Raw genomic sequence first — 21,634 nt, 5'->3', positions numbered from 1 at the left:
CGGACAAGCGCCCGTTGCCGTTCAAACTTTCGGAGGACCGGTCGGAACAGCCCGTGTTAGGTTCGAGAACTCGAAATCAGCATAAAGCACACCAATGACCATTTCGCGTGAGGGACTAACTGGCAAAATCGCCGTCGTGACTACAAGATCACCAAAACAGGGCGTTGATCCCATGCCGCCCGTGGTATCACAGCAGTCCGCAAGCGCCTTCTCTGCATCAGCCACCAGATCGTTTTCTGTCATTTCGGCGTGGTGGTCAGCGTGATCCGATCCATAGTTCAAGCCATGCATAACAGACGCGGTGGAAGCACCGGCGAACGCAACAACAAGAATGATCGACAGCACTAAGCGAAACATACCAAATACCTACTGGGGGTATATGGTTTTGACAAGTCACGAGGATGTGTCGCCGTTGGACAACCTAGTTGCACCCATTATGGTTGCGCCACATCTCCGGATCATGCCCGTCAGGAATGGCGTCACATGGATCATCTGAGTAGCCGCGCAGCACCGAATACTGGGTCACTTGAGTGTCAGTCAGCAATGGCAAAGTCAGCAGGTGCGCGTTGAGGTGAACCAGGCGTAAGTTTGCCCGCGCCTCACCTGCCTCCACGACGAGCCGCTCAAGTGTCCCTGCATCCGGCGCACCAAGTTGAAAAGCTTCGTCCAGCGATTGTTCCGCCGCGACGAACCGCTCCCCAGCAGTTATGGCGTCTGCCCGCATCTGCGCCCGGATCACCTCGATGTCGTGGCGCTGCTGTTCGGTCAGACCGATTTCATCGGCAAGCTCAAGGAGATGCGTTGGCCCGGGAACGCCATTCAGCTCGGCGGCGCGTGCAAGACCCCAACCGCCGCCACGTGCGATCTCTTCCAAGTCGTCCTCGGAAAGGGATTTGATAAGGCGCGTTTCTTGCCCTGCATAGTCCGATGGGGCTGAGCCGTGGTTTCCAGAGTGGTTTTGAGCAAAGGCAAAGGTGGGCAAGAACAGCATGAGAAATGCGAAGCGCTTGGTTGTCATGTTTGATATCCTTGTTTGATCCGGTATTTGCGCAAAGACATTGCATATGATGAGCAACATGAAACATGATATAAATCATGTTAGATCATTGGCTCACATCATTCGAAGGCGCATCTGTTCGAACACTAGACGCAGGCGCGTATCTTTTTCGGCGTAACGATAAGGTTGAAATGGCTTTCCTTGTAAGAGAGGGCCAGGTGCTTCTTCGGCGAGCTCTGAAAGATGGCGGGCTTCTCACGTTGCACATTGCCAACGCGGGCGATCTGGTCGCTGAAGCGTCCTTGTTTGCAGATCAGTATCACTGCGATGCGGTGACGGATCGGACGACAAAGTTTTCGGCCATACCTAAGGCGCAGCTTTTGAAGGACCTTGAGAACGGTTCTTGGGGGGGAAATCTATCGGTAAGAGCATTTGAGCGAACGACCAGAGAACTTCAGGCACTGCGGACGCGCATTGAGATCATGCGTTTGCGAAAGGTAACAGATCGGCTGGATGCCTATCTCGAACTTAATGGACCTCCAAAAGAAGGCCGTTGGGTACACGTCTCCGATTGGATTGGGGTGACGCCACCCGCTCTTTACCGCGAGCTTGCGAAGCGTCGACGGGATAATTTGGCATGAGCCTAGACGCAAATACCCTTGTTCAGATAGCAGACTTTCTGTGCCCGATAGCAACCAGATAGGTTCAGACTTTAGGTGCTTGCGAAGTCGGTTCTCCTCCATAAAATGAACTAGAGAGGAAAGATAATGTTGCCTGAGCAATTTTCCGGTGGGTGCTCGTGTGGAGCAGTCCGATACAAATCCGAAGGTGTTGCCCGCTACATGGGTAACTGCCATTGCCGCGATTGCCAGCAGGCCACTGGAAGTGCCTATTTTCCAGCTGTGCTGGTGAAACAAACTGATTTCAGTTTAGAGAAAGGTGAACCAAAGTGGTTCGAGCGCCAAGCTGATCGCGGCCATGCAATGCTTCGCGGTTTCTGCGCTGAATGTGGATCACCGCTGTTTCTGATCAACCAGGCAAGCGAAGGAGCAATGATCCTGTTCGCGGGTAGTTTGGATGATCCGAGTTGGTACCAGCCAAGCCGTGACATTTACGTGAAGAGCGCACAGCCTTGGGATCAAATGGACCCCAGTCTTCCGAAAGCTGATGGAATGCCTACCTAGCTTTTTAGTATTGTTACATTTTTGGTGTCAGTCGCAATCCGACCTTGGCTCGTTGCGTACCTCAGAAGAACCTCCCCACACGTGACGCGTACTGTTCGAACGCGCTTCCGTATTGATCCTTGAGCCAAGGCTCCTCGGAAAATGGCGCTGCAATAAGCACCACTATTCCAGCCAGTCCTACGACTATAGCCCAAGGCGCTGCTGACAAGATCATCCAGCCAAATACGATGCCAATGTCAGCCATGTACTGCGGGTTCCGCGAGTAGCCATACATGCCTTCTGTGCGAAGGGTCCCTTTGGCTCCACCAGTCTGCCGCACCCCGAAGTGTGAGACTTCCATCCACACGACGATATTGCCGATCAGGATGAGAGGCAGGCCGACGCCAAACCGCAACCAACTCGGTATGGCCAGATCAGCCCACCCCCAAATACCCAGCAGGATGAGAACCCCGAACAGCGTGAATGTTGGCACCCAGACAAAGAAAGGCGTGAGTGTCGTGTATCGTCTTGGCGGCCATATCCGCCGCTCAGGAAAGGCGATCGACCAGAGGATTGCTGCAAGGGTCATAGCGGTAACCGCCAGACCCAGAAAAATGAGAAATCCCTGCATCATGCCTCCGCGTGTTCGTGGTCGATTATTTCCCGTCGTTCTGCGAGGGCTTGCCGCACGATCTGGAAAGCCGATGATAGAAACAGCCCCGCCATGATTGTTGCAACGATCAGGTCAGGCCAACCCGTTGCAGTGCCCCAGACGCCCAAGGCGGCGAACATGACGGCGACGTTGCCGATGGCGTCATTGCGAGAGCATAGCCAGACAGATCGCACATTGGCGTCACCGTCTTTGTAGCGCGCCAGCAAGACCACACTGGCAAGGTTTGTGAGCAATGCCAGAAAGCCAACAACACCCATGATCTCGGCTGTGGGAACCCCGACATAAAAGATGCGGTAGCCGGTCGATCCGAATACCCAAAGTCCCATCAGCAACAGGCTAAAACCCTTGAAAAGTGCGGCATTGGTACGGGCGCGAAGAGAGGCACCAATGACGGCCAGAGAAATGCCATAGGTCATTGCATCACCCGCAAAGTCGAGAGCGTCGGCTTGCAACGCCTGTGACTTCGCCAGATGGCCAGCCGTCATTTCAACTGCGAACATCGTCGCGTTCAATGCAATGACGATCCAAAGCCTTCGCTTGTAATCGTCTGATACGCCGTCAAATTTGGTGTCGTGTCCGCAGCAACCTGACATGGGTGAATCCTCTTTCATCTTACGTTGGTGATAGTGTAATGTCTCTAGTGACTAGAGGTTCAAGAGGTTTCTTCATGTTTTCTATCGGCGAGCTTTCAAAACGCACAAAGGTCAAGGTTCCAACCATTCGTTACTATGAAGAAATGGGACTTTTGGCAGAGGCCGAGCGCACAAGTGGCAACCAAAGACGCTACGATAAGGAAGGATTGGAACGACTGAGTTTCATTCGTCACGCTCGTGATCTGGGATTTTCGATTGAGGCTATTCTGTCCCTCATAGAGCTCCAGGAACACCCGGATCGTTCTTGCCAAGCTGCTACGGAGATTGCGACATCGCAGCTCACGGATGTGCGCGCCAAAATCAAACGGTTGCGCGCTTTGGAGAAAGAACTCGTTCGAATGTCCAAGGGATGTGAAGGTGATGGCGTAGCCGAGGATTGTTATGTTCTGGCGTCACTCGCTGATCATAAGCTTTGCAGGCGCGAGCATTGATATGAACAACGCTCTTAGCAGCAGGATTTGCCTTCTTGGATAGGTGGACATGGAACCGTTGCGTAAGAACAGTAGACGCAGCAATCCCCCTCTAGCGGTTTCATGACGGTCTGACATGACTTGCATTCATAAAACCACTGGCAGGCATCGGTCGGCATAGTCTCGGTTTCAACGTGCCCGCAAGATGGACAGGTGAGAGTCGATTGCAGCACTACTTTTGCGTCTTCTGTCGCCATATCGCGTACCCCGTGAGTATGAGAAATCCTGCCAATATCGGCAGCAAGACAGCATCGCTGTAGACGACACCAAGCAGGCCTGTCAGGCCAAGCGCTGTAAGCACGACCGGCAAGATCGGCGTGAAGCAACAGAGGATCGCCACAATCGTGCCGCCCACCCCGAGCGCCAGTAGTTTGTTTTTCATCGTGTCGATCTCCACAAATCCCACATAAAACGCTGCGCTGACGCCTCCCAGAGCGGCGAAGACAGTGCGATCAAAAAGGCGATAGATGCGACTGACGTCCAGACAATTGCAGATCGTCTGCGCGTTGCGCATGGCTTGCGACGCAGCACACGATACCACGCCCAAACGAGGGCGATCGCGATAGCGCCAAGAATGAACCCTCGGTAAGCGATGAATGGGCCAAGCATGGTGAGCCATGCGCCGCCAAGGCCTAATATCGAAAGGCCGATAGGCAAAACACAACAAGACGCCGACAATAGCGCCAAAAGCGCTGCGAAGGGCATCACTAGGCGGGCAGCGATGCCGGTGTCTACCACGGGTTGTTGATTTGCATTCATGTCCATTTTGCACTTCTACTTCCTGTAGCCACTACAGGAGCAAGCAAAATGTTCACCATCGGCAAAGCGTCAGAACAAAGCGGCGTGAACATCGAAACGATCCGGTATTATGAACGTGAGGGTGTTGTTCCGAAACCGGGGCGCTCGGCAGGCGGGCGTCGGCTATACTCGTCCGATGAAATTGCCAAACTCAGGTTCGTGCGCCGGTGTCGCGATTTGGGCTTCCCGATCTCGATTATTCAGACCTTTCTATCTCTGACCGAGCAGAGTGACCGATCCTGTGGCGAGGTGAAAGCAATGGCTGAGAACCATCTGGGTGAGATCACCGCCAAGATTGAGAACTTAGTGCGCCTCCAAGACGCGCTCTTGAGCCTTTCCAAGAACTGCGACGATGGCTCTGCGGCTTGTCCTATGTTGGACGCTTTGATGAAGGATGGCTTTGGCGGCAGCCTAATCGAGTAAAGCAGCCGTTAGCTTGAGTTTCGCGAACGGTATCTCTGTCCCACCATCTTTCATATTGGCGAAGCGTACGGCGAAAGTTCGGTCTTGGCTCAGGCACAATCGGGGCCTCTGATCGACCGGTATGGCGACATCAGCTGCGACACAGCGATGAACGCGCCGCGCGTGCGAACTAATGCTGCGTCAGCAACAGCCGCGCCTGCATAAGTCCGGTTTGTCCGCTCTGCCGTCCTTCAAATCTGGTGCGGCGAACGACTGGTCCAGTGATCTACGCGCGTTCAATGGTTGCGTTACGCCTTACCAATATCAGCGAGACACCCCCTCCCCCTGCTTCAACCGACTTTCCAGCCCGTCCAAGTCATCCACCACTGTATCGAGTCGATCTCTATCGCCTCCGTCGCGTTCCTCACTTTGCATCTCACTCTGGTCGGCAAAGCTCATTTCCATCTGCCGTTGCTCCTCTTCGACAACGGTTTGAACAGCCTTCGAACTTTTCTTGGTTAGCGACACAGATATACCTGAGCTGAGCTCTTTTGAGCCAAATAGACGCTCATCATGCGCATTAGGCTCCGCACTCGTTCCAGCTTGACTTGGGGTCCGCTTTGACACGCAAGAATCTGGCCCGTGCGCCTTACCGCCACCTCCGCCCATCACTGGAAACGGCAATTCCCCCTTCTGCGCGCAGTAGATCGTCGCAAACAGCCGATCATCAAAATACTGGATCCGTTTCGCCCGCACTGGCATTTGCGCATCCACGACCATGATAATTTCATCGAGCGGCAACCGGCGCGCTTCATCCTCAGGCAACAGAGATGTTTCTTCCGTCCGCGTGGACTGACTGCGCCCCTCAAACGGATTCTTGCCAATGGATCGCGACCGCGTGATGACCGTCTTTGTTGTCTTGCCTACGGCCTTGCTCAGCTCCTCAATGGTTTTCTCATCTGAGGGAGTGAGGTAGAGCTTTACGCCAGCGTTGCCCTGCAACGCGCGGCGGGTGTTTTCTCCATAGATTTCATCGAGGGCGGGGATGGTTTGGGTGACCACCGCCAGATTTCCGCGATAGGTGCGCAGGGTTTCTATGCTCTCGACCACAATGGGCATTTTGCCAAGACGGTTGAACTCATCGAGCATGATCATCACAGGCCAAGGCTCATCTTTGCCCGGTTCCTTCTCTTGCATCGCCGAGAGAAGGTCCGAGAAAAACAACCGGATCAGCGGCGCGAGGGGTTTCACCATCAGGGGTTGAACAACGAGATAGACGGTGAACGGTTTCTTGCGGATCGTGCGGAAGTCAAAGTCTGAAACTTGCGTCGCCTCGTCAATCGCGGGGTTTTGCCATTGATCCAGACCTGACGTCATCAGCAGCGAGACATAAGAGGTCAGCGTGTCGTTGTTGGTGGATGCCAGTCGCGTAAAGATCAACTTCGCGGCTTTGTTGTCAATCTCGTGGCTCCGAGCCACGTACTCTTTCTGCTTGCTGCCCCCCGAGGCCGCGATCCGGTAAATCTCGCCCAAGCTCGGCTTCTTGCGCTGGAAGGCCAACAAGCCTGCGGCCACGAACAGATCAATACCTCCCTTCAAAAGCCCTTGAACGCGATCATTGTCGCTTTGTAGGAATAAGGTCGCCAGCAGCTGCAATTCCATCTGCTGGCGCGCGGGGTCTTTCAGCTCATAAATGCGCAAAAGCGGATTGTAGCGATGAGTCCGCTTGCCTTCCCAGTCCGTGGGCGCGAAGCGGTAGACCTTGTCGCCTTGCGCAGCGCGGTGGCGGGCCGTTGCCTCAAAACACTCGCCCTTTACATCCAACGTGACGGCAGAGCCCTGCCATGTGAGCAGGTTCGGGATCACAAAACCTGTGGTTTTACCGCGCCCCGTTGGTGCCACGATCAGGGCATGGGGAAAGACCTTCGATGTGATGTAGCGGGCACGCGACTTTGGGCTGCCCAATTTGCCCAGAATAAATCCGGTGCCGGGCTTGCCAAAGAACCCGTTGGTTTTCATCTCGGCGCGTTTTTGCCAATGGGTCTGGCCAAAGCGCGTGAGGGCCGAGCCGGACATGGCAAGGCTTAGCATCAGCCCCGCGACGGCACACCCGCCGATGATCAAGTTGATCAGCTGGAAATCATCGGGCCGTCTATCTCTGATCCAGAGGTAATTCTGCGCGATATATCCAAAATCGATATCGGCACTGAAGCCAAGTGCTTTGAAGGTTAGAGCTGCGGAGGCGATAGTGTAGCCCATGGCGCCTGCAACCAAAGTCACGAGAACCACCCCGATGGCTATCCAAGCCTTACCCATAGATCCACTCAATGGACCTGGCCCCGCTCAGTTTCGCCGTCCATGTCCGCCGCGCGGTGTCTCTCGACTTCAACATCTGCCAGCTCATCGACAACCTGTCTCAACGCCTCCGAGTTTGCGGTGGCCGCATCCGATTGCAAATAGACCTTTGCGGCATAGAGCCGGTCGAGACGATCTTCGATGACATTTTCCAAAGCGTCACTGTCACCATCCTTCAGGCGATCCAGCTGCGCTGCGTCCAACACCCGCGCGACCTGCGCACGGAAGGCCTCGCGATCGGTTGCAGTCTCAAAGGGCGAAGACAACTCCCCTGCCCGTTCATGGGCGAGAACACGGGACAGTTCGGGCGTCTCATTCTGGACTGTCTCGCGCTCCGTCAGGTTTTCTTCCCGTTCAGCGCCGCGCGCTTCATAAACCCGTTCATAGGTGTCGCCGAGACCCTCCGCCAGTTGCTCGGGCATATCAGGATATCGTGTCTGTAGATCGCGCGCGACGGAGACGGAGATTGGCGTCCTGCTGTGTGCGCCCAACCGCGCCGCTTCAACCTCAACGATAACCCGCTCTGCAGCGGCCCGATCTACGATCACCGCCCTGCCCTCTTCATCCGTGCGGATCACATCCGTCGGGCGGGCGATCAGCTCTGGGTGGTCGCGCAGATAGTTCCGCTGTTCGTCTTCCAAACGCTCTACGGCAAGGCTTTCGATCACGGCGTCGTCCCGATCCTCAGTCCCGGCTTCAATCCGAGTCTCGATACGAACGGCATTGGTAGCGGTTTCAATCTGGGTTTCGGTGACATGCGCCTGCACCTCGCGGGCGTCTTCAATGACCCCGTCACGCCGCAGCACGCCCTCCCGTTCCAGCATGGTCCCCAGCTGCACATGTACATCATTAAGATCATCCCGCGCCTGCTCTAAATCCGCGCGGCGCTCAAGGTTCAAATCCTTTGCCTCGGCCACCTTGGACAGATCATCCGCAATCCATTGATGTTCGAGAGCCGCGTTTTGCGCGCCGGTTTCCATCCGGGCCACAACTTCGGATGTGCTAATCCCCGTGCCGCGAAGGGCCGCGTCCACACGGGCGCGTACCCGTGGTTCCGACAGACGCTCCAGCTGGCTTTGCTGAATATTGGCTTCGGAATAAACCCCACCCTCTGACGGGCCCTCCGAGAGAGAATTGGACCGAAGCCCGAGCGGCTGCATATGCTGCACGCGCACCTGAATTGCGTTGAGGGATTTTTCCAGCGCGGGCCGCTCCGCATCCGGCTTTGCCGCGATCAGGTTTGTGATGTTTGCGACCTTTTCTGCGTAACGGCTGCGCAGTTCCTCAAAAGACTCGTCTTCGGCCATGTAAATGCCTCCTGCGGTTTCAACGTGACCCCCTTTCGCCAGTACCTCGCCGGCACGGAACAGAACCTCGGCAATGTCTTCGCGGTTCTCGGAGGACGCCTCGGCCGCCAGCGAGTGGAACATGATTTTGGTATTTGCGATCTCGGCCAGGGTGCGGGTCAGATCCTTGCCAACGCGTTCCCGCTCGAGAGGCGTCCTGCCCTCTTCCTTGGCAGCATAAACCTCGCGGGTGCGGGGAGGGTAGTGCACCTCGCCGCGATCTATCCGCCGCGTGGCTTCCAGACGCACGCCATACTTTTCCGCCTCTTCGACCATGGCCAAGCGAAAGTCGTCATAGTTGAACCGGTGGTTGCGCGCCAAATAGAAGAACTCACCCTCTTGCGAGCGGCGGTTCAGAACGAGATGCGCATGCGGGTGATCGCGGTCCTCATGTACAGCAATGATGTAATCGAAGTGCCCCTCATCGGCTTGGAAAAACCGCTCGGCCACGTCGGACGCGATGTCGCGCACATCCTCTCCGCGCGTTCCAATCGGGAAGGACATCAGCAGATGTGTGGTCTGCCCAAGCTTGGGTTTGAACCCCGCGTCCCACCGCTTGGCAAAGCGCTCGGTCAGGTCTTTGATCTCGCCGCGATCAAGCTTGGATTTGCCATCCAGAAACCCGCTGCTGTCGACGATGTGAGTGGACTTCGTCGTGAGGTATTCGAGCTGGTTGGACAGCTGGGATTTATTATGCGTGCCCCCGCCCCGGATCGCTTTGAACACAGCGGCCCGATGTCCCGCCGCAGCGCGCACCATCTGCTTTTGCTTGGAGGCATACAGACCCTGCATCGAGCCACGGATCCGGCTCCACCCATCGCAGAACACCTCGCCCGTAACGGTGCTGACTGCATCATTCAGCGGCATGCGCAAACTCCCTTAGAGCGGCTGTCGCTTCCAGCTGCATCGCATCGCGACGGCGACGCACAAGCAGGTCAATCTCGTCTGCACTGTCCAGAATGAACCGCGCTAACCCGCGCATCTGCGCAAGCCGCAACTCGGAGAATTCGGGGCCAGATCCCTGCCCCGCCCGATTGGCCTTTTGCATCTGCTTGGCAATCTGGGCGACTCCGTTTCCAACGTCATTCAAAGAGGCGCGATAGCGCGCCATCTCTGCCGCCAATTGGGCGTCCGCCACAAAGGTGCCACCTGCCGCTTGCATCAAGCGGCGCAGCCCTTCCGAGCGCGTCTCTATCCCTGCTGACGCAAGCACCGCATCGAACGCTGCCATCTCCTCAGGAGTTACTTTCACACTCACCGCCAACACCGGCACGGCGGTATCGCGCTGGCGCTCTGCGTCACTCTTCAAGGTGTATTGCACCGCCCGCGGTGTCACTCCGAACCGCTGTGCTAGCACTGAAGTGGAAACGCCGTCCGCAGCTTCACGCACGATCTCCATGCGTTGCGCATCCGTGAGACGTTTTGAGCGAGACATGCGAAGAAAGACCCCCTATTTCCTGCCACCTTCATACAAGGCTGCACCCACCATACGAAAATATACTAATCTGTCAATAATATACTTACGGTGAATAAGGGCGCAGGCAGGCTTGTATTCCGTTTCACGCCGAGCACCAAAGGTGCGAGGCCGCGCCCGAGAGGGCGCCAACCAACACCAGCCGCAGGCTCCAGCATCGGCCGATCTCAACAGGGCCCGCGCCTGAGATCTGTCTGAACATATAATGTTCGGACGGAAGCGATGGGGCGGGACACACCTCAACCGACAGGGCAGACAGACAGGGTCAAGGGAGGCCAGAATTGGCTTGCCAATTCTCTGCCGCAAAAACCGGGAAGGCTCTTGCCGAAAGGTTTTTGCGGATGGCCCCCTTGAGGCTGGCTGGCGGCTCTGTCACCGCGCTTTTTCAACCCCAACAGAAACCATCAGGACTGCTCCGCAGTCCTGTCATCGGCAACCGTGACCGCGGCCTATGGCAGGGGTCTCAGTTGACCGCACGGCGTTCTCTGGAACAGAGATAGGGCCGCCTGACGGCGGCCCATCCTCGGGGAGGATTTACTCTTGGGGTTCCTTTGAGCTTGGGGGGAACATCACGAGTTCTTGGACGCCGACGGGGAAGTCGAGCTTGAGGCTGAAGAACTCCGAGCCATCCCCGTTGCGGGTGTTGCGGAACATGGCCCCGACGCGTTGGAAACGGGTGCGTTCTTGGCCTTCGCCATCGGTGTATTTGACGGGAACTGTTGCGACGTAGTGGTTGGTCATTTGGGTCTCTCCTTTTTGCGATGAGGATCAAAAGGCATGGGGGCATCAGGACCGGTCGCAAGCGCAAATGCGGAGGGTCCGCGCCAAAGGCGTGGAAGCCGTATTTGTGCTTGCCGGAGCACAGCGTAGGGAACGGCCGGTCCGACCCCGTGCGATCCACATCAATGAGCAAAAAGAAGAGGCCCAAATGTGTGCCCCCACATCGCAGTCGCCACGGGACTCGTTGATCTCGATAGAGGTGAAGGTCGGGTTCGCTCTGGAGCAGCGTGTTGGGATTTGGTCCGTTATCTAAGACTTATGATGGAGCGATCTAAAGGCCTCATGCGCCTCATTGTATCTGCGGTCTTAGAGCTCGTGATGTTGATGCCACCGAACCCCACCCTATCCTGCCGAGATGAGTTGCTGTCAGGCGGCCCGAGAATGGCGAACAACTGTCCAAGCGAACGCACCCTTTTTTGCACGCGCCCCTTGAGAACGAAAAAAGGGCCACCCGAAGGTGACCCTCTCTGACTTATGCCTCGCCCGATGTCTTCGCGGGATCCGCGACCCGCATCACCGTCAATCCTTTCGCTTCGGCCTTCTGGCCGAGGTTCAGCGCGACCCCGTTGCCGCCGAAGAGGACAACGCCTGTCGCTGCAAACTTATCGTCCAGCATCTCATCGTTGCACTTGAACGGTGCCGCTCGTCCGTGTGCGGACCAGCGCGGATCAAAGCGCGCTTGATTGATACCCCGCGCACGCGCCCACCGGGCCGCGATCATTTCCGCCCCATGCTTGCCGCCTTTGTGGCAGAGGAAGATATCCTGATTGCGATTTTGCTTGATGCGATCCCGAACCTTATCGAGGGTCCGGAAGATGACATCGATGTCGGACCAGTCGGTTGACCCCGACACGATGAGCGGTACGCCTTCGACTTTTGACTTGGCGGCGGTCTCACGATCATGCTGCTCCAGAAGCTGCTTGGCCTCGAAGACGGCACCCGTCTCTTGCGCCCGAACGCTTGCCCGCGATCCCGATGCAGGGATGAAGGCATTGCCGGTCTCAGTCTCGTAGCACTCTGCAGCGGCCTCCCCCATCGTCTCGATCGCGTCCACGATCTCGCGCAACTGCACGAAGCGCGCTTGTGCCTCTTCCAGAGCCGTCTCTGCGATCTCTGATCCATCGTGGCATTTTGCCAGTGCGCCGATCTTATCGGCTGTGCGGTCGACTTCCTTGCCGAGGGCTACCTTGCGGCGCTGCAGGATTGTTGCCAGCCCGTGGGCGAGAGGCTCGATCTCTCCCTCAAGTCCAGTGTTACGTAGCTGCCCGAGAAGGGTCTCAAATGCTTCGCGGATGATGCTGTCCTTCAGGATATCGTCCTGCGGGATTGGCAGGTGTGCATCTTTCTCCGTCAGGCCGAAGAGTTCGATTGTCTCGTATGTTGTCGCTTGATCGTAGGCCATGTGTTCATCTCCAGATGTTTGAGTTTGATGACCACCACATGCGTGTGGGGGCATGGCCGATTTCTGGTTAACCGAATCTGTCCGGGTCAGGGACGGCGTAGCCGCCAGCTTGCTGGGCGGAAAAGTTTTCCAAGCGCAACGCTTACAAAAGGCGCACCCTCGCGCGCGCGACGGACCTCACCACACGCCCCACTCTCGCCGAAAAGATTTGCGATCCTTGAGGCGGGCTGATTTGGGGGCCATCCGGAGGATATGCTTCCATACTCATGTGTGTGTGTTTTGACGCCAGGTTTGTCCGACGCGAGCAGGCAAGCGGTGGGGCCGGACACGCAGGCGGACGCAGCGACGGGATCGTTTTGCCTTGGCAAAACAGACCAGAGCGAAGACCGCAGGCGTGGCCGAGCGCCGCCGTGCTCGCGAGACGGGCAAACGGGGACCCAAAGTGCGCCACCGCGGTAAGGCCGCATGGCCGCATGCGCGACGGACTGCAGGGCCGTTCTCACCTGCGACACGCGAAGCCGAGCAGGGGAGGCCGTTAGGTATTGCGTCAGAGGTTCAGTTGATTGGCGAGCACGTCAGAGCGGACTTTGATATTCTATCGCTCAAGGTCAACAGTGCGGGACTTGCTGCCGTTCGATGGTTGACACTGGATGTCCGCTTTTCACCTAAACTCAGATGCAATCCAATCAACAATCCGGCTGATGCGTTGTTGGCCAACATGATCCTTTGACCACGAAACATACAGCCCATCGCTCGATGGTTCTGGATCAACCCAAATCTCCACAAGGCGCTTCGAAGAGAGGTCGTTTTCGATCATGTAGGGCGGCGCGATGGCGATCCCGTGGCCGCCGATGGCTGCGTCTAGCGCCAAGGCAGATCGGTCAAAGTTGAGCAGCTTGTGCGCGTTGCCATAGCCTGTCGCCTCGATCAGCTTTTCCCAACGCCGATGCGCGTCCTGAAGTAAAGGCAGCGTCAGCAGGGTTTCCAGCCCCATGGGCCAGTCAGGCCGCAGAAAATCAGGGCTGCATACGGCAACGAGCCTAATGTCGGTCAGGCGACGTGATCGGTGGACGGGGTTGGGGTCTTGTGCCCTTCCTGGCCACATTGCGATCTCGTTCCGACCGAGGCTGCGGGACAGTATTTGCTCATGAACTTCGGTCTTCAGCGAGATTTTCGGGAATGCAGTTGCGAAGGCATCCATGCGCGGCATCAGCCATTTTGTGGCCGTAGAAGACCCGAGGTGAAGAGTGATGCGATCATTCTCTTCGCCGATTCCGACCAGTGCCGTTTCCAGAACCGCAAGCGCGTCGGTGACACCAGCGTGACAGCGTTCGCCTTCAGCGGTCAGCGACACGCCGCGCGCACCCCGCTTCAGAAGAACCACTCCAAGGTCAATTTCAAGTTGCTTGATCCGTTGGGACACGGCACCGCGCGAAAGGTTCAGCTCGTCCGCTGCCCGTTGCAGGTTGCCGTGTGACGCCGCGACCGCGAACACGCGCAGTGCATTCAGATTTAGCTGTCTCATTTCATAGGCCCAAGGCGATAGATTTTCTAAACGCTGGTGAAAATCTCCTGCTTTGTCAAATCTGCGTGGCTGGTCGATACATACGACGAAGCCAGAACCAGCCCTTTACGAAGATAACTCACACATGCCTCAGATCATCCGGCCAGCAACACCTGACGACATACCGCGACTAGTTGATCTACTGATGCTGGACGCTGAGGTGCGCCATGCAGAGGATGGCATCCTTTGGAAGATGGCAGAGGATGCACCGGCCCAGATCGAGAAGGCTCTGACATTCGCGCTGACCGCTGAACAGCAACCCTTCCGCCAGATTTGGCAGGTCGCAGATGATGACGGTTGGATCGGCGGTGTCGTTCATTCGATGCTGCTGCCGGTGCCGCCGATCTACGCAGGATCAAGCGGTGAACCCGGCCTCATTTTGCCCGACTCATACACCGCACCGGATGCGCCTGATGGCACGGTCAATGCTTTGTTGGTTGCGGCTGAAAAGGCCCTTCAAGAAGCCGGTGCCAGGATTATTTTGTCGTCCTATGTGGCGGGCGGGGATTGGCGAGCAGCGTTCGAGGGCACGGGTTATGATCCGTTGACGCTCTACCTGTCGCGCACCGATCTTGACGATCAGGGCACGCCTTCAAATATTAGGCAAGCGACAGAAGACGATGTTGCTGGCATCGTAATGCGCAGCGCAGAGAACCTGCAGGTTCTTTTCGATATCGACCCCTTCTGGGAAATACATCCCGAAGCCAATCCACGCTTTTCAGCATGGATGACGCGCAGCCTCACGCTGCGAGACAGGGACATGATGGTCATGGGCGCATCCGGAGAACTTGAGGGCTACATCATTGCGCAGCCCGCCTCGCGCCTGCACTTTCCGCCTGCCCATGACATCACCGAGACAGGTGTGATCGACGATTACTACCATCCGGAATTGGCCGATCCAGCACGCCTAAGGGATGGCGGCGAAGGCGCAACGGCGCTTCTGCGCGCCGCCGAAGCCGCTTTCGCCAAGCGGGGCATGGGCGCTACCTTTGTCGTTTGCCCCGCAGGATGGCAGTCCAAGATCGAGATGCTGGAAGAGTCAGGTTACGAGACCGCGATGATCTGGTCGATCAAGCGGTAGCGCGAACCAGTTAACGGCCATTCGTCCCGTCCGCAGCATCGGTGAGTCTGGGCTCCTTGCAGTCATTTGCCGCAGATTTAATGAAGGTCCGCTGTAGGCCAGACAACGTCGGCAGCTTAAACAATTCGACCCAGCCGCAGTGGAACGCGCTCACGCTCCGGACGCTTCAATGCTTCCGCGTACTTTCTGGCATTATCGTCGATCCCGTCATGCCAAAGCTTTGATATAAAGTCGCGGGCATCCTGCACTGTCATATCTTTGAGCATGGGAGAGAGGGCCATAAAGAGCTCATCCTCGGTGAGGGATGCTGCGCGACACATCGCGTCCTGATAATAAGACGGATCGTTCAGGACATATTCGCTCAACGGCATCAACGCGACATTCTCAGCCGGGATCGCCAAGAAAATCGTATCCTGAATGGTTTCTAAAAAGTCGCGACGGGATGTGGAGACCGGTTTGCCCTCGCTCTTCGCGTTGGCGTAGGCCTCTTTCGTGTTACCCAGCTTCGTCGCTGCGTAAGAAAACGCCATATCCCGCTTTTTGTCTGGTAGCTCAAACTTGGTAAATGTCTCAATGCGCGTGATCAGCGCAGTGATTTCCACTTCGAGGTCAAAGTTTTCGAACCAAACGCGGTCTGTTTTCGGTTTTCTAGCCATCCGCCCTCTCAAAAATCATGCTACAATAGTATATCCTTGTGCCAAACTTGGGTGGTTCGACAAGTCCGGAGATAACAAGCGATGATGTTGTGGGTGCCAATAAAAGCACCGGGTTAGGCACGGGTGTCTTTCAAGCACACTCACACAAAAAAGGGGAACCGCGTTGCCGCGGCTCCCCTGCTCTATCAGTCGATGGTCTTGGTGCGATCAAGCAACCAGTGACAGTCCACTGCTTGCGTCCGGCTGCTGATCATCGCTCTGCACAAACGGAATGATCGAGAACGTCTGGCCACCCCGTTGCTTTTCGTTCTGCACGGCATTGACCCGCAGATCACCGTCAGGCGTGTTGATCAGCAGCGACAGATAATCGTTGCCGGTCCGGGTGCTTTTCGCCATCCAAGCGGAACCGACGCGGATCGCCTTGCCCTTCGGCGAGCTGACTTCGATCCGGTAGTCGGGATGGGTTTCCTCGGTCTTGTAGTCGTTCTCGATCAGCATGAAGTCCAAATCGAACATCATGTTGGCGATGTAGCCTGCGAAGGCGTTGTCAGCATCCATCGCCGTCAGCTCGCCTGAGATTGAGCCGGATTTCATCGTGCCGTTTGAGACCAGCGGGATGATCTCGTAGTCTTCGCTCTTGGCTTTGCGGGCTTCCTGCGTTTGCACCGCGTTAACGCGAAACGGGCCAAGTCCAACATCGATCTGCATCGAAATGTAGGGATTACCGCTGGTGTTGCCGGTTTCATTCCAGGCCGTACCGATACGCACCTTGCGTCCGGATTTGTTGACGGCGGTCACGTCGAAGTCCGGGCTGCGCTCGGACATCTTCGGGCGCGTCTCCAACTGGATCGCGATGTCGAACTTGGTGTTGTGGATTGTGCCGGTGAAGACAGCGGCTGCGGTGTCGGCGTTTTTCGTAAGGGTTCCTGCGAACATGGGTCTTATCCTTCTTGGGTTATCGGGACCTGACATCTTGCCAGACCATCCGAGATTGCTTTGTTGACCCCTCATGGGATCACAGAACAGAAAGCCTGCTTTCCACTTTCTCCCTCGGTCTCCAAATCCACCGTCCCACAATGTGAAGAGCCAGCTTCGCCAAACGCGCTCCCCCGTCCTTGAGGCCATTCCATCTGGCGCATCCAGCCTCGATCACTGGTCATTGTTTGCAACCGCAACGTAAAACTCCGCCTCATCCCCGTTCAAACGGGTTCCCGACTGATCCGTCAGACCGATGGTGCTGCCACCATGGCGATATGAGATCAGGTACTGGCCGAAGGCGTCTTTGTGCACGATGTAGCCCGTGTTCGCCCAGTGGACGGTCTGACCCGCATCCACTGCGGCTTTGATAGCTTCGATGTTCATGTCAGTCTCCGGTATGTTTTTGTGGCGGCAGGAAGCCAAAGCCCGCGCACTGCAGTGGGCTTTGGTATTCTGGGTTTGCTTTGGAAACGGGGCACTTGCCCCACTGGTCAGGCAGCGTTTCGCGTGCGGCCGCCGTTATCACCAGTGATGCGGGACAAAATGGCAGTGGTATCGACACCCGCCCCGTGCGGCACGAACACCCGCAGCTGGAAGGCGATGATCTCCGTAAAACACCCAAGGGATTTGAGACCCTCAATCGAACCCTTATCCGCCCCGTTGATCTCCAGGCGCACATCACCCGCAACACGGCGGCGCGTCAGCGTCAGGCCGCGCCCCAGATCGACGGGTGCCGTCGTGCCAAGGGCAGCTGTCAGCATTTCACTCGGTGTTTTAGGCGTCCCTGTCATGAACCGCGCCCGAAGGGCTACGGCCCCTGCTTCGCTAAGCGTGCGGCCTATCATGCTCGCGCAGCCTTCGGGCGTGACGCGATAAATACGCTCGTTGCTTGTCGGGATGGTCTTCCAGATCGGCAGCAAAAGACCCGTCAGCAGGTAGAGCTTTGTCGTGGTGGTTTTGGGCAGACTGTCGGCCTCTTCGTCCCAAAGGCGGATAAACTCTGGTTGCGCGGCGGCCTCCCAAGCCGAGGCTTCAAACTTGCCCTCCTCGAGATAGGATTTACCAGTCGGGCGCACCACCTTGCGCATGAGGGTGACGATGTCTTCGTCATACATTTGCATGGGACGCTTTGAGATCAGCCCAACCCGCCCCGATGCGCGATTGACCATAGGGATATTGTCGAAGTTATTGCGAAGGGCATCATCGGCGCACGCAATGTGAACAGGATCCGTCACCTCCAATCCAATGATACGTGTCACAGCCCCGGATTGCGGGCAGGTCCAGAGATCCTCTACTGAGACCTGTTTGATCGTCTCGCCCCGCAGCGTTTCCACCCCGAGATCAAGCGTACCTGCGTCCCGTGCACGCTCTGTCTGATCAGCAATGCGCTGCATGAACTCCGCAAAGAGCGCGTTTTGCATATGGATCGGCAACGCCAACACCCGATTGAGGAACCGTTGGATCGGCGGCAATTCTTCCAGCAACACGCCGTCCTTGTCGATCAGGCGCAAGGCCGTCCAATCGGTAAAGGTCTCATAACCCATCGCCTCCGCTCGCCCCGCGGCAAGATCGGCGTAATATCCTCGCAGCGCGGACCGCGCGATCGGGCTTTCAAGATTGTCCTCCTCGCGAAACATGCCTTGCGAGCCTGTCTCGCGTTGGCCTTTGGTGAGCGCGCCAAGCTGATCAAGACGTTTGCTGATTGTTGAGGTGAAGCGTTTTTCGCCATGAACGTCCGAAGTGCAGACCCGGAAGAACGGTGCGCTGACTTGAGCGGAGCGATGCGTCCGCCCAAGTCCCTGAATGGCTGCATCCGCGCGCCAGCCAGGCTCCAGCAGGTAGTGGCGACGTCGCTTCTGGTTTTTGGCCGTTTGTGCCGCATGATAGGATCGCCCTGTGCCACCCGCATCTGAGAATATCAGGATGTTCTTTTCCCCATCCATGAACGCCTGCGTCTCGGAGGAATTGCTGCTCGCGGCGCGCTTTTCGATAAAGAGCGCGCCGTCGCTGGATTTGAGCGGGCGAATAGATCGCCCTGTGACTTCAGCGACGGCTTCATCCCCGAACGCCCAGAGGATTTGATCCAGTGCCGCGGGGATCGGGGCCAGCGCCATCAGGTCCATCATTGCCTCGTCCCGCAATGCTAAGGCTTCGCGAGAGACGACCAATGCCCCTGTTTCATCCCGCAGCGGCTCTGCGACGACATTGCCGTCAATCTCCACGACCTTTTGAGTGTAGATCGGAAAAGCCTGCTCGAGATAACCGAGCACGTAGTCGCGCGGCGTCAGCGCGCCCTCCACGAGTTCATCGTCAGGGTCCATCACCTCCAAGCGCCGTTTCAGAAGGCTTTCGCCGGTCGAGACCACTTGGATGACGCAGGCAAAGCCATCGGACAGGTCCTGCTGAATAGCGCTGACAATAGACGGAGCTTTCATCCCCATCAGCAGATGATTGAAGAAGCGCTGCTTTGTGCTCTCGAACCGCGACTTGGCGGATGCTTTTGCGGCAGAGGCATTTGTTTCTCCCGATGCATCATTGACACCTGTCGCGGTCAGTGCGGCCTCTAAGTTATGGTGAATCGTGCGGAACGCGCCCGCATAGGCGTCATAGATCTCTGTTTGGGCAGGCGTCAGTGCATGTTCCAGCACATCATATTCGACCCCATCAAAGCTCAGGGCGCGCGCGGTATAGAACCCGAGCGTCTTAAGATCGCGGGCCACCACCTCCATGGCAGCCACACCGCCCGCCTCCATCGCCGAGACAAAGCTCTCGCGGCTCGGGAACGGATATTCTGGGCCTTGGCCCCAAAGCCCGAGCCGGGATGCATAGGCAAGGTTGTGGACAGATGTAGCCCCCGTCGCTGAAACGTAGAAGACGCGGGCGCGCGGCGTGGCGAGTTGCAATCGCAGACCTGCAAGCCCCTGCTGGGACGGTTTTGCCCCCCTGCCCTGTTCCGATCCAGCCGCATTCTGCATCGCATGGGCCTCGTCAAAGGCGAGCACGCCATCAAAATCGCCCCCCATCCACGCGAGCAGCTGGTTCAGACGCGTGGTACCGCATTTGCCGGAAGACCGCAGCGTGGCATACGTCACAAACAGGATGCCATCGCCCATCGTGACTTGCTGGTCGGGCTTCCATTTCGAGAGCGGCTGGATATCTGCAGGCGAGCCACCTAGATCGGTCCAATCGCGCACGGCGTCCTCAATCAGGGTTGCGGATTTTGACACCCAAACGGCCTTGCGCCGCCCCGAAAGCCAATTGACCAGAATAAGACCCGCGCACTCGCGTCCCTTGCCGCAGCCGGTGCCGTCACCGAGGAAATACCCCAAGCGGTAGGCACGTGCATCCGCATCTTCATCACTGCGCAGCATCTTGGTCTGATCCTCATTGATAGTGAACTTGCCGGGCAAATCACGCCCGTGGGCATCGTTGGCCATGATGATGGTTTCCAGTTGAGCCTCGGAGAGATGACCTTCTGCAATCAGTCGGTTCGGCAGGCGCAGTCCCTCGGCGGCCTGCAAGGACGGCACGGGGGGTGCGACCGAGGCCATGGCAATGCTTTCAACCAGCGGCGTCGGGTGTTCCTGTGCACCAGCGATATCGATCCGCTGCGGACGATAGCGGGCGTATATCTCGGAAATGGGGGTGTTTTCGCGCGCGGTCTCGAGCGGGGTATACGACAGCGGCCTTGCTGCGTGTTTAGGTGTCTTGGCAGCGGATGTATTTGAGACATCAGGCTTGCGCGCCTTGTGAGGCGCAGATTGCAACAGAGAGCGATGAGCATGCAATGAGCGTGCCGCCGTCACTGGAGCCATAATCGGGCGCGCCCTGGCGACCTCGTCCACTATGCTGACCGCTGCGTCGAGATCGTCGACGGAGGTGCGGATCATCTCGACGTCATCACTGGTCTTTTCAAAGACCATCAGTTGGGTATCCACGCTCGTGCCGAGTTTGCGATAGACATGGCCGGGAATGGCGAGAGCAAGCCGCGGCGTAAGAAGGCCCATTGCGCGGGCCCAATGTGCAGCATCCCGCTCGGGGGTGAAGCCCATCGGCATGATCGCAACAAGACGTCCGCCGGGTGCCAATCGTTTCGCGGCGCCAATGAGATGTTTTGCTGCGATGTGCTTATCGCCGGAGCGATCCACCGAGGATGCAAACGGCGGGTTCATCACGATAACGCTGGGTACTGTTGTTGATGTCAGCAAATCGTCGATATGCTCGGCGTCATGCGCCGTCGCATGCGCGTCGAACACCACATCGAGTAGCCGCTGGCGAAACGGATCGACTTCGTTGAGCATGAGAATGCCGCCTGCCCGCTTCATGAGCCCCGCCAGAGAGCCCGTTCCAGCAGAGGGTTCCAGCACAGTCTCACCAGAACGGATTGCGCCCGCCCGCACGGCGAGGGTCGCGTAAGGCAGCGGGGTAGAGAACTGTTGCAGGCGGATCTGTTGCTCGGACCGACGGGTTTCGGTCAAAAGCCGCATCGCGAGGTTCTTGGCAGCACCAAGTGGATCTGACCCGTTCGCATCCAAGAAAAGTGTTTGAACCGCAGCAGCCTGCATCATGTCGTAGGCCATACGCCAGTTCCACGCACCGCTGGCATCGCTGCCGCCAAAGGTGTCGCGCATGATCTTTGCGAGTGAGGAGCTGCGCAGAGGACCGAGCGCGATCTCGGCGGCGATCAGCGACAGGGCTGATTTAAGCTGAGCGTTAGATGGGGTTAGATTGGAGTGCTTCTGGTTGGGATGGGCCATGTTTTCTGTCCTTTGTGATCCGGTTTGTGGTTCACAGGACAAAAAGCCCCCTCTACGCTTTGCTGCGCAGAGGAGGCGGCTGGGG

At 57.3% G+C, this 21,634-nt stretch carries 20 protein-coding genes and 1 pseudogene; 5 read left to right on the top strand and 16 right to left on the bottom strand.

What is annotated here, in order from left to right; translation table 11 throughout:
* Positions 1-21: 21 nt before the first annotated feature.
* Both ABMC88_RS17120 and ABMC88_RS17115 read right to left on the bottom strand, forming a co-directional pair.
* The gene (locus ABMC88_RS17120; RefSeq protein ID WP_282053177.1) at positions 22-357 is read right to left on the bottom strand and encodes a hypothetical protein; all 336 of its coding nucleotides are present in this window, start codon (positions 355-357) and stop codon (positions 22-24) included.
* A 64-nt stretch (positions 358-421) separates the two neighbouring features.
* Positions 422-1,018, bottom strand: coding sequence for a hypothetical protein (locus ABMC88_RS17115; protein ID WP_349578105.1), 597 nt, complete (start codon positions 1,016-1,018; stop codon positions 422-424).
* A gap of 77 nt (positions 1,019-1,095) precedes the next feature.
* Here ABMC88_RS17115 and ABMC88_RS17110 point away from each other — a divergent pair, with 77 nt between their 5' ends.
* Positions 1,096-1,638 (top strand): Crp/Fnr family transcriptional regulator, encoded by a 543-nt coding sequence (locus ABMC88_RS17110; protein ID WP_025054230.1) that lies wholly within the window; start codon positions 1,096-1,098, stop codon positions 1,636-1,638.
* A gap of 126 nt (positions 1,639-1,764) precedes the next feature.
* Positions 1,765-2,181, top strand: coding sequence for a GFA family protein (locus ABMC88_RS17105; protein WP_037969028.1), 417 nt, complete (start codon positions 1,765-1,767; stop codon positions 2,179-2,181).
* 61 nt (positions 2,182-2,242) lie between these two features.
* On the opposite strand, the gene ABMC88_RS17100 is transcribed toward ABMC88_RS17105, so the two are convergent.
* Together ABMC88_RS17100 and ABMC88_RS17095 are read right to left on the bottom strand one after the other, a co-directional pair.
* Positions 2,243-2,794, bottom strand: a complete 552-nt coding sequence (locus tag ABMC88_RS17100; protein ID WP_025054228.1) for a methyltransferase family protein — start codon at positions 2,792-2,794, stop codon at positions 2,243-2,245.
* Positions 2,791-3,426, bottom strand: coding sequence for a cation efflux transmembrane domain-containing protein (locus tag ABMC88_RS17095; RefSeq protein ID WP_025054227.1), 636 nt, complete (start codon positions 3,424-3,426; stop codon positions 2,791-2,793). The genes ABMC88_RS17100 and ABMC88_RS17095 overlap by 4 nt, the downstream gene beginning before the upstream one ends.
* A 74-nt stretch (positions 3,427-3,500) precedes the next feature.
* On the opposite strand from ABMC88_RS17095, the gene ABMC88_RS17090 reads away from it, so the two are divergent.
* Entirely contained in the window at positions 3,501-3,917 is a 417-nt protein-coding gene (locus tag ABMC88_RS17090) for a MerR family transcriptional regulator (RefSeq protein ID WP_025054226.1), read from the top strand.
* Positions 3,918-3,931: 14 nt separating this feature from the next.
* Here the strand turns inward: ABMC88_RS17090 and ABMC88_RS17085 are convergent, their stop codons facing one another.
* Both ABMC88_RS17085 and merF read right to left on the bottom strand, forming a co-directional pair.
* Positions 3,932-4,153, bottom strand: a complete 222-nt coding sequence (locus tag ABMC88_RS17085; RefSeq protein WP_081780760.1) for a GDCCVxC domain-containing (seleno)protein — start codon at positions 4,151-4,153, stop codon at positions 3,932-3,934.
* Complete coding sequence (merF, locus tag ABMC88_RS17080; protein WP_234417177.1) at positions 4,129-4,470, bottom strand: mercury resistance system transport protein MerF; 342 nt, start codon at positions 4,468-4,470, stop codon at positions 4,129-4,131. Before merF ends, ABMC88_RS17085 begins: the two co-directional genes overlap by 25 nt.
* Positions 4,471-4,763: 293 nt before the next feature.
* On the opposite strand from merF, the gene ABMC88_RS17075 reads away from it, so the two are divergent.
* A complete protein-coding gene (locus ABMC88_RS17075; RefSeq protein WP_108816670.1) occupies positions 4,764-5,177 on the top strand; it encodes a MerR family transcriptional regulator in 414 nt (137 codons plus the stop codon).
* Between the two features lie 303 nt (positions 5,178-5,480).
* Here ABMC88_RS17075 and ABMC88_RS17070 read toward each other — a convergent pair whose 3' ends face one another.
* The 6 genes from ABMC88_RS17070 to ABMC88_RS17045 form a co-directional block, all read right to left on the bottom strand.
* Positions 5,481-7,472, bottom strand: a complete 1,992-nt coding sequence (locus tag ABMC88_RS17070) for a type IV secretory system conjugative DNA transfer family protein (protein WP_349578104.1) — start codon at positions 7,470-7,472, stop codon at positions 5,481-5,483.
* An 8-nt stretch (positions 7,473-7,480) separates the two neighbouring features.
* Positions 7,481-9,724: a relaxase/mobilization nuclease domain-containing protein gene (locus tag ABMC88_RS17065; protein WP_349578103.1), complete on the bottom strand. Its 2,244-nt coding sequence runs from the start codon at positions 9,722-9,724 to the stop codon at positions 7,481-7,483.
* Positions 9,711-10,292, bottom strand: coding sequence for a helix-turn-helix domain-containing protein (locus ABMC88_RS17060; protein WP_349578102.1), 582 nt, complete (start codon positions 10,290-10,292; stop codon positions 9,711-9,713). Before ABMC88_RS17060 ends, ABMC88_RS17065 begins: the two co-directional genes overlap by 14 nt.
* 573 nt (positions 10,293-10,865) lie before the next feature.
* The gene (locus tag ABMC88_RS17055) at positions 10,866-11,072 is read right to left on the bottom strand and encodes a hypothetical protein (RefSeq protein WP_089423413.1); all 207 of its coding nucleotides are present in this window, start codon (positions 11,070-11,072) and stop codon (positions 10,866-10,868) included.
* Positions 11,073-11,583: 511 nt separating this feature from the next.
* Positions 11,584-12,513: a DUF2493 domain-containing protein gene (locus tag ABMC88_RS17050; protein ID WP_349578101.1), complete on the bottom strand. Its 930-nt coding sequence runs from the start codon at positions 12,511-12,513 to the stop codon at positions 11,584-11,586.
* 661 nt (positions 12,514-13,174) lie between these two features.
* Positions 13,175-14,038: a LysR family transcriptional regulator gene (locus ABMC88_RS17045; RefSeq protein ID WP_349578100.1), complete on the bottom strand. Its 864-nt coding sequence runs from the start codon at positions 14,036-14,038 to the stop codon at positions 13,175-13,177.
* Positions 14,039-14,222: 184 nt separating this feature from the next.
* Between ABMC88_RS17045 and ABMC88_RS17040 the strand changes: the two genes are divergently transcribed.
* Complete coding sequence (locus ABMC88_RS17040) at positions 14,223-15,158, top strand: hypothetical protein (protein WP_349578099.1); 936 nt, start codon at positions 14,223-14,225, stop codon at positions 15,156-15,158.
* 116 nt (positions 15,159-15,274) lie between these two features.
* Here the strand turns inward: ABMC88_RS17040 and ABMC88_RS17035 are convergent, their stop codons facing one another.
* The 4 genes and pseudogenes from ABMC88_RS17035 to ABMC88_RS17020 all read right to left on the bottom strand — a co-directional run bounded on the left by ABMC88_RS17035 (position 15,275) and on the right by ABMC88_RS17020 (position 21,549).
* Positions 15,275-15,814, bottom strand: coding sequence for a hypothetical protein (locus tag ABMC88_RS17035; protein WP_349578098.1), 540 nt, complete (start codon positions 15,812-15,814; stop codon positions 15,275-15,277).
* A gap of 207 nt (positions 15,815-16,021) precedes the next feature.
* Complete coding sequence (locus ABMC88_RS17030; protein WP_349578097.1) at positions 16,022-16,750, bottom strand: DUF736 family protein; 729 nt, start codon at positions 16,748-16,750, stop codon at positions 16,022-16,024.
* A 234-nt stretch (positions 16,751-16,984) separates the two neighbouring features.
* A pseudogene (locus ABMC88_RS18585) lies at positions 16,985-17,176 on the bottom strand (hypothetical protein); the annotation flags it as partial.
* A 107-nt stretch (positions 17,177-17,283) separates the two neighbouring features.
* The gene (locus ABMC88_RS17020) at positions 17,284-21,549 is read right to left on the bottom strand and encodes a strawberry notch-like NTP hydrolase domain-containing protein (RefSeq protein WP_349578096.1); all 4,266 of its coding nucleotides are present in this window, start codon (positions 21,547-21,549) and stop codon (positions 17,284-17,286) included.
* Between the last annotated feature and the right edge of the window lie 85 nt (positions 21,550-21,634).

It is taken from the genome of Sulfitobacter aquimarinus (assembly GCF_040149565.1).
GTDB lineage: Bacteria > Pseudomonadota > Alphaproteobacteria > Rhodobacterales > Rhodobacteraceae > Sulfitobacter > Sulfitobacter aquimarinus.
This window is presented reverse-complemented; position numbering and strand designations above follow the sequence as displayed.